Genomic DNA, 13,221 nt, shown 5'->3' on the forward strand with positions numbered 1-13,221 from the left:
GTATAGACGCGACTCTTACAAAAACATCTTGTACACAGGGTTGTGAGTCTCGCGCCAGTGCGGGTAACCCAACGCATTCACAAACTCTTTAAATGCCTGTTTGTCAGCGGGCGGTACCTGCAAGCCCACCAAAATACGACCGTAATCGTCACCTTGGTTACGGTAGTGGAACAAACTGATGTTCCAGTCAGGGTTCATGCTGCTTAAGAAACGGCGCAAAGCACCTGGACGCTCTGGGAACTCAAAACGGTACAGTTCCTCGTGCTCGGACAAAGGCGATCTGCCACCCACCATATAACGAATGTGGGTTTTAGCCATTTCGTTATCAGTCAGATTTAAGGTTGGAAAGCCCTTGCGTACAAAGTGATTTTCAAGCTTGGCTATATCGGCTTCTGATTGGATCTGCAAACCCACAAACACATGGGCTTCTTTAGCATCAGAAATTCGGTAGTTAAACTCGGTCACAGAGCGATCACCCAATGACTCGGTCAGGCGACGGAAACTACCGCGCTCTTCGGGTAGGCTCAGAACAAATACCGCTTCACGTGCCAACCCCACATCGGCCCGTTCTGCCACAAAACGCAGACGGTCGAAGTTCATGTTCGCGCCTGAAGTAATAGCGATCAGCGTTTTGTTTTTCAGCTTATGCTCTTGCGCATAACGTTTCAAACCCGCCAAGCCCAACGCACCAGCGGGTTCCAACACGCTACGCGTTTCTTGGAACACATCTTTGATGCTCGCACAGATCGCGTCTGTATCCACCAACACGAAATCATCCACATACTCGCGGGCAATACGGAAGGTCTCCTGACCTACTTGTTTCACCGCTGTACCGTCTGAGAACAAGCCTACGTCTGTCAGATTCAATCTGCGGTTAGCTTTGACGCTACGCGCCATTGCCGCTGAATCTTCAGTTTGTACACCAATGATTTTGATTTCAGGACGCAACTGCTTGATATACGCCGCCACACCTGAAATCAAACCACCACCACCAATAGGCACAAATACGGCATCTATAGGGCCTGGATGTTGATGCAGAATTTCCATACCAATAGTGCCCTGCCCCGCGATCACATAAGGATCATCAAAGGGGTGCACAAAGGTGAGCTTTTCTTTCTTTTCCAGCTCTTGTGCATGCGCGTAAGCATCGGAATAGCTTTCACCTGCCAGCACAACTTCACCACCAAAACGTCGCACGCCATCGATTTTTAATTGTGGGGTGGTCTCAGGCATCACAATCACAGCACGCGTGCCCAAGCGCTTGGCAGAGTATGCAACGCCTTGAGCATGATTACCCGCTGAGGCCGCAATCACGCCGCGCTTCAACTCTGCAGGGGTAAGGTGAGCCATTTTGTTGTACGCACCGCGCAGCTTGAAGCTGAACACATCCAGCTGGTCTTCTCGCTTGAGCAAAATTCGGTTGTTCAACCGCGCCGATGCCAAAGGGGCATGCTCAAGTGGTGTTTCTCGCACCACGTCATAGACTCTAGAAGTTAGAATGCGTTTAAGATAGTCGTTGGACATAATACTGACTGCCGAAACCCCGCGACAGATTAAAAATAGACAAGAAGAAAAAAGGATAACATAGAGTGCCATAAAATCAGCGCCCGTGGCACGCTATATACAAGGTACTCATCCCCCTATGGAAGCATGGCTGCAAACATCCATCAACTGGTTGCTACAATCTTTGGCGTTACCCGAGATAGGACTGACAGCCATTTTCATGGTCAGTTTTGTTTCGGCAACACTTTTACCGCTAGGCTCTGAACCCGCCGTTTTCGCTTACGTTACGGTTTCACCGCATATGTTCTGGCCTGCGGTGGTCATTGCCACCATCGGCAATACCTTGGGCGGTGTAGTCAGTTACTGGATGGGGTCCGCAGCACATCGTGCCTACGAGGTATGGAAAGAAAACCATCCACAAGCCAATGACGATGAAGCACAAAAAAACGCACGCACAGGTCGCTGGCATCAAACGGTACAAAACTGGTTAGACAAACTGGGGCCTCCGGCACTATTACTGTCATGGCTACCCATCGTAGGTGACCCCTTATGTAGCGTCGCGGGCTGGCTACGTTTACCGTTAGGCCCGTGCATGGCATACATGGCGGTAGGTAAATGTTTGCGCTACATCATCATGACCACCTTCTTGCTGTGGGTGTTTCCGATGCTGGGCTGGGGTGATCTATCAGTACCGCAGTCGTAATCAAGGCAGCCACCACAACACTACCTAGACTCTATGTGTATAGGCTGTTCACCCCGTGAGCCTTTTTCCGCGGTAGGCTGAACTGACAGAAAAAATGGTAAAGCAGCCACAGTTTGACGCGTTTTACCCCCTAGAACCGTCAAACCACACACTTAGCCAAGCCGAACACCAACGAATGAATTAAACTAAGACGTTCAGTCAATCCTTGTTCGCCTTGTAGGCCACACCAGATTTTATGAACGCCCCCATCGCCAGCCAGTATCTTGCCGCCCATTCTTCCTCGGTGCTCAATACACGCCTGCGTGAAATCCCCTACAACTACACTTCTTACTCCGATCGCGAAATTGTTTTGCGTCTACTCGGGGATGAAGCATGGGAAAAACTCAGCGAGCTACGTTCCGAACGCCGTACAGGCCGTTCTGCCAAGATGCTGTTTGAGGTGCTAGGCGACATCTGGGTAGTACGCCGCAACCCCTACTTGCAAGACGACCTGCTGCACAACCCTAAACGTTTGCACCAGTTGATCGAAGCTTTGCAGCACCGCTTGAACGAAATCGACAAGCGCCGTGATGTAGACGTTGCCGAGCGCGACCAGAAAGTACAGTTTTTGCTGCACAGCGCTCAAGCTGCTGTGACGGCATTTGAAAACGAATTCACCACGATGCGCGACCTACGTCAGCGCACAGTAAAACGCCTAGGTGCAATCACTGCCGCTGACAACATCAAGTTTGATGGTTTGTCCCGCGTGTCGCACGTGACTGACGCCACCGACTGGCGTGTGGAATACCCCTTTGTTGTACTGACGCCCGACCACGAAGCCGAAATGGCAGCGTTGGTACGCGCCTGTATGGAATTAGGTCTGACCATCATCCCTAGGGGAGGTGGTACAGGCTATACCGGTGGTGCTATTCCGCTTAGTCCACGCTCTGCCGTTATTAACACTGAAAAGCTAGAAGCGCTTGGCCCAGTAGAAGCCATCGCCATGCCTGGCCTAGACACCCCAGTACACACGATTTTGTCTGGTGCTGGTGTGGTGACTCGTCGTGTGGCCGATGCCGCGACCGCAGCAGGCCGCGTGTTTGCGGTTGATCCTACCTCTATTGATGCCTCCTGTGTGGGCGGTAACGTAGCCATGAACGCCGGCGGTAAAAAAGCCGTGCTCTGGGGTACTGCGCTGGATAACCTAGCCTGGTGGCGCATGGTAGACCCAGAAGGTAACTGGCTAGAAGTTACCCGTGTTAATCACAACTTGGGCAAAATCCACGAAGTAGACGAAGCGGTTTTCGACCTGCAATGGTTTGACGGGGCTTTTGCTCCCGGTGCCAAATTGCTGCGTAGCGAAACCTTGCGCATCAAAGGCCAGTCTTTCCGTAAAGTAGGTTTAGGTAAAGACGTTACCGACAAATTCTTGTCCGGCTTGCCCGGTGTGCAAAAAGAAGGCTGTGATGGTCTGATTACCTCTGCACGCTGGATTCTGCACCGCATGCCTGAACACACCCGTACCGTCTGTATGGAGTTCTTCGGCAGCGCACGTAATGCCGTGCCGTCTATTGTTGAAGTCAAAAATTATCTGGACACCGAAGGCAAAGAGCGCGGTGCGTTATTGGCTGGTCTGGAACACTTGGATGAACGTTACCTGCGCGCGGTAGGCTATGCCACCAAGAGCAAGCGCGGTGTACTGCCCAAGATGGTGCTGATTGGCGATATCGTCGGTGATGATGCCGATGCTGTTGCTCACGCTGCGAGCGAAGTAGTACGCATTGCCAACAGCCGTCACGGTGAAGGTTTTGTGGCTGTTAGCCCCGAAGCCCGTAAACGTTTCTGGCTAGACCGTTCCCGTACGGCGGCGATTGCCCGTCACACTAACGCGTTTAAGATCAACGAAGATGTGGTGATCCCGCTCAACCGTATGGGCGAGTACACCGACGAAATCGAACGCATCAACATCGAGCTGTCCACACGCAACAAACTGCGTTTGCTGGATTCACTAGAAGAATTCCTGCAAGGCGATTTGCCCATCGGCAAACTGGCCGACCCAGCCGATGCCGATCACACGCGCGAAGAAGTGCTGGAAAACCGTAGGCATGATGCCTTGGCTACCCTGCAATCCGTGCGTGATCGCTGGAGCTGGCTGCTGCAAAACTTGGATGCCCCCGTTGCCGAGCAACTGGATACCTTGCGAGCCCACGGCTTGGAAGCGGTAATCCCTGCCTTGCAAGAGCGTATTGCCGCTCAACCTGATGTGCGCATTGTAGAAATGCTGCAAGACCACACACTGCGTATTTCGTGGAAAACCGAAGTACGCTCGCGCTTGGAAGAACACTTCCCCGGCGCTGACTGTGCAGCAGTGTTGGCAGAACTACAAGCCATTCACGACAAAGTACTGAAAAGCCGTGTGTTTGTCGCGCTGCACATGCACGCGGGCGACGGTAACGTGCACACCAACATTCCGGTCAACTCGGATGACTACGGCATGTTGCAAGAGGCCAATGAAACTGTAGAACGCATCATGCAAATCGCCCGCCGTCTGGATGGCGTGATTTCTGGTGAGCACGGTATTGGTCTGACTAAGTACGAGTTCTTAACACAAGAAGAACTACAGCCTTTCCAAGATTACAAACGTCGTATCGACCCACAAAACCACTTCAACGCTGGCAAACTGATGCCCGGCGCTGATTTGAGTCGTGCGTGGACGCCTAGCTTCAACTTGCTGGGGTACGAGTCGTTGATCATGCAACGTAGTGAAATCAGCTCGATTTCTCACGCGATCAAAGACTGTTTGCGTTGCGGTAAATGTAAACCGGTCTGTGCCACCCACGTGCCACGCGCCAACTTACTGTACTCCCCACGCAATAAGATTCTGGCCACATCACTGCTGATCGAAGCCTTCTTGTACGAAGAACAAACGCGTCGCGGTATTAGCCTAAAACACTGGGAAGACTTTGAGGGCGTCGCTGACCACTGTACGCTGTGCCACAAATGCTTTACTCCCTGTCCGGTAGACATCGACTTTGGTGACGTCACCATGGAGATGCGCGCCTTGTTGAACCGCATGGGCAAAAAATCGTCCAACCCCGGTTCATCAGCAGCCATGTTCTTCCTGAACGCCAAAGACCCACGTGTGATCAACACCACTCGTAAAGTCTTGGAAGTGGGCTACAAAGCACAGCGTATGGCGAACAACTTGCTGAGCAATGCGGCGCATAAACAAACCGAAGCACCTCCAGCGTCGGTGACTAAGCCCAGCATTCGCGAGCAAGTCATCCACTTTGTGAACAAGAAAATGCCCGGTGGTTTGCCTAAGCAAACCGCGCGTAAGCTCTTGGACATTGAGGACGCCGACTACGTACCTATTATTCGCAATCCAGCCACCAGCGCGGATAGCGAAGCGGTGTTTTACTTCCCAGGCTGTGGCTCTGAACGTCTGTTCTCACAAGTAGGTTTGGCGACTCAAGCCATGCTGTGGCACGCTGGCGTGCAAACTGTATTGCCTCCGGGTTACCTATGCTGTGGTTACCCACAACGTGGTAGCGGCCAGAAAGACAAAGCCGACCAGATGATTACCGATAACCGTGTGCTGTTCCATCGCATGGCCACCACGCTGAACTACTTGGATATCAAAACAGTAGTCGTTAGCTGTGGTACCTGTTACGACCAGCTCTCTATGTACGAGTTTGAGAACATCTTCCCAGGCTGCCGCCTGATTGATATTCACGAATTCTTGCTAGAAAAAGGTATTCAGCTAGAAGGTATCAACGGTACTCGCTACATGTACCACGATCCTTGCCATACCCCAATGAAGCGTCAGGACCCAATGAAAACCGTCAAAGCCTTGGTGGGTGATCAAACCATCAAGAGCGACAGATGTTGCGGTGAATCGGGTACGTTAGCCGTTACGCGTCCTGATATTTCTACTCAGATCCGTTTCCGTAAACAGGAAGAACTGCAGAAAAACCAAGACAACATCCGTGCTGACGGTTTTGGTGGCGAAGTCAAAATGCTGACTTCCTGTCCATCCTGTCTGCAAGGTTTGTCCCGTTACCAAGACGACACTGGCGTAGAAGCCGACTACATCGTGGTAGAAATGGCTAAGCACATTTTGGGCGCAGACTGGCTGCCTAACTACGTGAAATCGGCCAATAACGGCGGTATTGAACGCGTACTGGTGTAACCACATCCTTTCCCAGAATAGCCTTTGTGAGTTTTCTGGGAAATTATGCACAAAATGAGCATTATGCAGAGAAATGCAGGTAGACTGTAGTTCTCTGCATGATGCATTTGGTGTGTAGTTCACGATGAATGTCCCGTTTTCTCCAGTAATTACGTCGTTGCTGGAAACAGATCTCTACAAATTTACGATGTGGCAGGCCATGCTGCATCGCCATCCAGCCACTCAAGCACGCTACGAGTTCTTGTGCCGTAACCAGACTGCCTACCCTATGGCTGAGCTGGCAGAAGAAGTAGAGGCGCAGCTGAATCATCTGTGCAGCCTGCACTTCAGCCAAGAAGAATTAGACTACCTGAGCCAACTGCGCTACCTGAAGTCTGACTTCATCGATTTCCTGTCACTCTTTCGCTTTCAACGCCGTTTTATACGCGTGGAAACCGATGGCGAACGCCTGATCATCATTGCCGAAGGCCCACAAGTACACGTGATGGGCTTCGAGATTTTTGTGCTCGCCATTGTGAACGAGCTGTACTTCAGACGCTTTGATCCGCTGACGCTGCTGACCGAAGGCCGCCAACGTCTGGCAGATAAAATCCAACGCCTAAAACACTTTGGCCAAGAAAAACAAGAAATCTTCAGTTTTGACGTATCGGATTTCGGTCTACGTAGACGCTACAGTGCTGCATGGCACGATGAAGTCATCGGCACCTTAGCACGCCAAGTACCTGAGTTCTTCAAAGGTACTTCTAACGTTTACTTAGCCAGAAAACACAACTTGGTGCCCATCGGCACCATGGCACACGAATATTTCCAATCCTTCCAAGCTTTTGGCTCCGTGCGCTTACGCGACTTCCAAAAGGCTGCCATGGAAGACTGGGTGCAAGAATACCGTGGGGACTTGGGTATTGCCCTCACCGACACCGTAGGCATGCAAGCCTTCCTCAACGATTTCGACCTGTACTTCGCCAAACTGTTTGATGGTTTGCGCCATGACTCTGGCGATCCATACTGGTGGGGCGACTTGGCCATTGAGCACTACCGAAAACTGCGCATAGACCCTAAATCCAAACGCCTAGTATTTTCGGATGGCCTGACTATAGACAGCGCCATTGCGCTGTATAGATACTTCGGTAGCCGCATACAGGTTGGTTTTGGTATAGGTACTAGCCTGACCAACGACATGGGCACACAGCCCTTGAATATCGTCATGAAACTGGTCAGCTGCAACGGTGCGTCTACCGCAAAACTGTCTGACTCGGCGGGTAAAACCATGTGCGATGATGAAACCTTCCTCGCCTACCTGCGTCAGGTGTTTAACCACTACCAGTAAGCTAACTCTGGCTTTTCCATTAAGCGCTTATGTCCACACATCAAGTTTTTTTGGATTCGCTGTACCAGTTGCTGCAACAGCAACGACTGGCTTCATTCGGCACCCTAACGAATCAAGGGCTGCCTTTTGTGTCCATGGTGCCGTTTGCCCTAGATGCGGAACATGGTCGACTGCTCATACACATCAGCGACATGGCGGCCCACACACGCTACCTAAAAGAGCGCCCTCAAGCCTCGCTGATGATTTGCCAAACACCGACTGAAGATGCCGGTGTGCACGATCTGCCCAGAGTCACACTACAAGTAGAAGCTACGCTACTAGAGCGCAACACCCCAGAACGTGAAGCGGCACGCGACACCTACTTGGGCCGCTTCCCTGATGTGGCCTTTATGACGGACTTCACCGACTTCCATTTCTTTGCGCTTACCGTGCAGCGTGTACGACACGTAGCAGGATTTGGTGCGGCTCGTACGCTCAGTGCGGAAGATGTTTGCGCTCGTATACGCCAAGGGGCGTGAGACTTTTTCTGCACTGCTAAACCCTGCGGCAGATGACAGGGACATTCTCGCTGGTACTCTCCCCTGCTGCTCTATCTCTACGCCAGATAAAAAGAGACACGGCCACAAATACAAAAAGTATTCCTGCAGCTCCCCTCCCAACATGGGCGATGAGTGCCGCCTCAATATACTCAACCATTGGCTGCTGTAGCTAGCACTGCGAAAAGTATTTTTTAATTTGTACACCAAATAAAAAAATACTTTCCTCCGTTTTCCCTTCATCGCTTGCAACGGTTTTTAGTGTGGTTGCCATTGAGGCTAACGCGTACTTCTGTGACAGATGAAAGGGGCTGCCTTACTAGCCCTTTAAGAACCCGAGGAACGCTATGCAAGATGCTAAAACGCGTGACCATCGCCACAGAATAAAGGGCTGTAAGCCTCACCGCATTTAGAACAATCGAAGGGGTGAAGGGATACTTTTTTGATTTAGTATCTCAAATCACAAAAAGTTTTCTGCAATCCCCTGCGTATGCAATGGATGCTGCCTCAACATGCTCACCACTAACTGCCGTAGCTTGCAACGAGTTAGGGATAAATTGCCGTTGAAGGTGATGGATAGTTCTGTCGCTGAAAATACCGCGACCACAGAAAGGTCTGTAAACCTCACCACATTCAAAACAACCGGGGGACGGAGAGGAAACTTTTTTGATTTGGTGTACAAATCACAAAAAGTATTCCTGCAGTTCCCAGCGCATGCGATGAATGCAGCAGTTCACACTTCTCCTTACTCACAGTAAGAAGCAACAAACCACCGCCACAAACAACAAACCCCCGGCAAAACCAGGGGTTTAGTAGCAACCATAACGCCAGCCTACACTGGCAACCTTATGTATTACTGACCAGGCAGAGCATCTGGATCAGGCAGCGACTCATCAAACTCACACACGGTGTACACCGGCAAGCCTGTTTCGCGCACACCCGCTGAACCACCCAAATCAGGCAGATCAATGATGGCAGCCGCTTCAATCACATTCGCACCCAAACGCTGCAACAAACGCGATGCCGCAATCATGGTACCGCCTGTGGCGATCAGGTCATCAATCAACAATACTCGCTGACCAGGACGTACTGAGTCAGTATGCATCTCTACCGATGCATTACCGTACTCCAAGGAGTACTCTTCAGCGACAGTCTGGAAAGGCAATTTGCCTTTTTTGCGTACGGGAACAAAGCCCAGATTCAGTTCGTAGGCCAATACAGACCCAACAATAAAACCACGCGCATCAATACCAGCAATCAAGTCCAGGCGCTGACGCATGTAGCGATATACGAATAAATCAATCAGTACACGGAACGCTTGAGGATCTTGCAACACAGGCGTAATGTCACGGAACATCACGCCTGGCTTTGGCCAGTCCGGTACGCTGCGTATCGTGTTACGGATGTAATTAGCGGGATCAGTATGCATGTTTCTACTAACTCTAGACACAAAAAAGGCCACAGCGCAGGATGCACTGCAGGCACATGTGCAGTGTACACAATAGCACCAGATAAAACCGGGAACGTATCCTAAAAGGAACGTTCGCTAGGAGACCTGCTGTAATGTGTCGCCCTGCACTTGCCATTCTTGTTCGAAGCATCCCTCGGGCACTTCATCATGGCTCACCATGATAACGCTACGTGTACCGGCAAACTGCAATACGTCTTGTAGCAAGGCATGCGCATTGGTTCTGTCTAGGCCACTAGTGGGCTCATCTAAGAACCACACACTCGCAGGAGCCAGCACAATACGTGCCAAACATACTCTACGCGCTTGGCCTGTGGATAAGGTATTACCACCCTCACCTATCCAACTGTCTAAGCCATCAGGCAAACTGCGTACAAAATCAGCAAGACGTACACGCTGTAACGCATCCCACAGTTGTTCGTCCGTCGCCTGTGCGCAGCCCAGCGTTAGGTTATAGCGTAGGCTACCCATGAACACCGTAGAGTGCTGCGACAGCAAGGCAAAACGTTGGAAACGCTGGTCGGTAGGACTTTGCTGTACATCGACATCACCGTACAACACCTGCCCGACCAACGCTGGTTGCACCCCCATCAAGGTTTGCAGCAATGTAGTTTTGCCTGAACCACTGACGCCACGTATTAAGCACCTACCACCTTGTGGAATGTGTAATGTCACGTCTTTCAACAACGGCACTTGCACATCAAAACCCACGCGCAAACCCTGTGTAAACAGTACACCGTGATCAGGTAACGGGGTAGAACCAGAGGGCATTTTCTCATCAACGCTGCGCAGCATACCCAAGCGTGATGCTGCAGCACTGGCCACACCTAAGCCTGCTGCACCTCGCATTAAAGGTGCCATGATTTCGAATAGCCCTAACGCCCCCAGTAACAAACCTACCCACATTGGGCCGGTCAGCAACTCTTTGCTGTAAGCATCCAAACCTATCACTACCAACGCCACCAAGGTCAGCGCCATGCAGCACTGCTGCCACAAGCTACCTAGGCTAGCCATGGCGGCCAACTTTTCACGTTGTTTTGACAACGCCTGGCTTAACTGCTCAAAACGCGCCTGTGCTTTGTCAGTGGCATTAAACACCACCACATCCACGTGCGCCGCAATCGTGTCGTGTAATACGCTACGGGCCTGAGCCACTTGCGCCGCCAATTGCATACCACCCGCGGCCGCTCTACGTGCCACCACATAAGGCACCAATACAGCCGCAATTAAGATCACCAACGCCAGAGCCACTCCGCCCCATGGCATTTGTGATCCTGTTAAAAGCGCATACATGCCACCGCCCAGCAAGGCCGTACACGTAGGCACTACCAACAGCAAATACACACTATCCAAACGCTCTACGTCATTCACCAAACGAGCTACCAAGTCGCCATCACGGTACTTAGCTAACTCAGACGGTGGTAGTTGCATCAATTGCGCAAAGGTTTGTGCTCGTATTTCTGCCTGCAATTCCAAGGTGACGGTGTGACCTGCTATACGCTCCACATAGCGCGAAGCAATACGCCACATGGATAACCCACGCACCAAGGCCGATGGCCCAAACAAATTAAAGCTAGTCATGGAGGCTGCAAGAAACGCCCCCGTCAAAAACCAACCTGCTACGGCGAGCAACCCTACCCCAGCGACGACAGTACCCAGCGCCACCAAGATGCTGCCCACGACCAACCAACGACGTCGTACTAACCAATCACGACACAATCCCCACCATAGCGTCATGATTGCACTCCTACCAAGGTTTGATCCTGCAGACTCCATTGCTGCTGCAAACGCGCTGCAACAGCTGGATCGTGTGTAGCAATAATTAATGCTCTGTCAGCACAAAACGCCAAGATGGCATCCAGCACACGGTCACGGGTGTGGGTATCTAGGTGTGCGGTAGGCTCATCCATCAACACCAACTCTGGATCACACAAGAATAATCGGGCTAACGCGATACGCTGTAACTGCCCACCCGATAAACCATACCCTCGCGTCCCTAACAAGGTTTGTAAGCCCGCATGCTGGGTACGCAGCACCTGTGCCATCTCTACCTTATCTAAGGCTTGCCACAGTTGTTCGTCGGTAGCCTCGGGCGCGGCCAGTTTAAGCACTTGCTCTACGGTTTCGCCCGATAAGAAGGGGTGTGCAGTCAATAAGCACACGCCCGGCAAAAACGCGTGCTCATCATCGGTTTGTTTGTCGGCTGTATATAACCGCACCTCGCCACCATGACGCGTACGCAGCCCCAAGAGACTTTCTAATAACGTCGTTTTACCGCTGCCACTGCTGCCTTGCAGCGCCACTGACTCACCCTTATTGACCGTAAAGGACACCGGTTTCAACAATACGGTATCGGTACCCGGTGCCGTTAAACTAAAACTCTCTGTTTGCAATATGGGCGTATCGCCCAGTGCATCCGTCATGGGGAAACGTACACTCACGCCCTCCCACTTTTCAGGGACAGCCTCTGTACAGGTGTGATCCACATGTTTAGACGGCACAGCAGGCAGGGTTTTAAAAATGCCTTCTAAGGAAGTAATGGCCGATTTAGCCTGAGCACGGTCGTGATAACTGGCGGCCATCTGGCGCAATGGTTGGTATACCTCGGGGGCCAAGAACAAACAGAACAAGCCTTGCTGTAGTGTCATACCGCTAAAGCTCTCGCCCAGCATGCCCAAATAGCTCAACCCTATATATACGGCTACACCCGCTACGCCCAGTGCCGCAAACAGTTCCAACACTGCCGAAGACAAGAAGGCAATACGCAATACCTTCATGGTGGTTTTGCCTAAGTCTTGGCTGGCTTGCTGTACCGCTTCTACTTCTTCCTTGGCTCTGCCAAACAATACCAAGGTAAATACGCCTTTGACGCGGTCGCCAAAAACGCCAGATAAACGTTGTAAGGCTTGGTGGTATTTTTGGTTAGCCGCTTCTGCTCCCCAACCCACCAACGCCATAAAAACAGGGATCAACGGTGCTGTCAGCAACAGCAGCAGCCCCACGACGATATCCACGCCCATCGCAACTACGGCCAACAGTAATGGCAAAAACACCGCCGCCACGGCTGCAGACATGTAACGTTGCAAATAGCCCTCTAAGGCTTCCACGTGATCTATTAATGCGGTGGTCAGCTCACCCGATGGATGCTGACGCGACCACGCCGGCCCCTTATCCAGCAAACGCTGCATCAAGGTAGCCCGTAACCAATGTTTGATGTGTTCAGCACCAGAGTTAGCCGCACGCTCACCAGACCAGACCAACAGAGCTCTGACTAATAAAAGTCCTGCCACAATGCTGATAGCGGGCCATAACTGCTGTAGCGCGGCATGACCGATGACGGCTCGGTCCAAAATATCTGCCAGCCACCAGGCCTGAAACAAAAATAGCACCCCTGCTAACAAAGGTGCACATAATGCCCAGAGCATACGTCTGGGGGCTAGTCGCCACGATTGCGCTAGCCACCCCCCGCTACGTTTCGCGCGGGGGGAAGAAACAACCAAAGGTTTAGTCACA

The 13,221-nt window shown here is 51.7% G+C and carries 8 protein-coding genes; 4 read left to right on the top strand and 4 right to left on the bottom strand.

Translation table 11 applies throughout. From position 1 onward, the window contains the following. Positions 1-15: 15 nt before the first annotated feature. Complete coding sequence (ilvA, locus tag ACLPHM_RS08965) at positions 16-1,524, bottom strand: threonine ammonia-lyase, biosynthetic (protein ID WP_430220898.1); 1,509 nt, start codon at positions 1,522-1,524, stop codon at positions 16-18. 118 nt (positions 1,525-1,642) lie between these two features. Between ilvA and ACLPHM_RS08970 the strand changes: the two genes are divergently transcribed. The 4 genes from ACLPHM_RS08970 to ACLPHM_RS08985 all read left to right on the top strand — a co-directional run bounded on the left by ACLPHM_RS08970 (position 1,643) and on the right by ACLPHM_RS08985 (position 8,222). Next, positions 1,643-2,206 carry a YqaA family protein gene (locus ACLPHM_RS08970; protein WP_430221386.1) on the top strand — a complete coding sequence of 188 codons (564 nt, stop codon included), beginning with the start codon at positions 1,643-1,645 and terminating at the stop codon, positions 2,204-2,206. A 235-nt stretch (positions 2,207-2,441) separates the two neighbouring features. Beyond that, positions 2,442-6,377: a DUF3683 domain-containing protein gene (locus ACLPHM_RS08975; protein WP_430220899.1), complete on the top strand. Its 3,936-nt coding sequence runs from the start codon at positions 2,442-2,444 to the stop codon at positions 6,375-6,377. Between the two features lie 124 nt (positions 6,378-6,501). Next, a complete protein-coding gene (pncB, locus tag ACLPHM_RS08980; protein ID WP_430220900.1) occupies positions 6,502-7,704 on the top strand; it encodes a nicotinate phosphoribosyltransferase in 1,203 nt (400 codons plus the stop codon). Between the two features lie 29 nt (positions 7,705-7,733). Continuing rightward, complete coding sequence (locus ACLPHM_RS08985; protein ID WP_430220901.1) at positions 7,734-8,222, top strand: HugZ family pyridoxamine 5'-phosphate oxidase; 489 nt, start codon at positions 7,734-7,736, stop codon at positions 8,220-8,222. An 871-nt stretch (positions 8,223-9,093) separates the two neighbouring features. Here the strand turns inward: ACLPHM_RS08985 and ACLPHM_RS08990 are convergent. The 3 genes from ACLPHM_RS08990 to cydD form a co-directional block, all read right to left on the bottom strand. Further along, entirely contained in the window at positions 9,094-9,669 is a 576-nt protein-coding gene (locus ACLPHM_RS08990) for an adenine phosphoribosyltransferase (protein WP_135865071.1), read from the bottom strand. A 117-nt stretch (positions 9,670-9,786) separates the two neighbouring features. Then, positions 9,787-11,445 (bottom strand): thiol reductant ABC exporter subunit CydC, encoded by a 1,659-nt coding sequence (gene cydC / locus ACLPHM_RS08995; RefSeq protein ID WP_430220902.1) that lies wholly within the window; start codon positions 11,443-11,445, stop codon positions 9,787-9,789. Further along, complete coding sequence (gene cydD / locus ACLPHM_RS09000) at positions 11,442-13,220, bottom strand: thiol reductant ABC exporter subunit CydD (RefSeq protein ID WP_430220903.1); 1,779 nt, start codon at positions 13,218-13,220, stop codon at positions 11,442-11,444. Before cydD ends, cydC begins: the two co-directional genes overlap by 4 nt. Position 13,221 lies beyond the last annotated feature (1 nt).

This window comes from Paenalcaligenes sp. Me131 (assembly GCF_050487225.1).
Taxonomy (GTDB): Bacteria; Pseudomonadota; Gammaproteobacteria; order Burkholderiales; family Burkholderiaceae_B; genus Paenalcaligenes.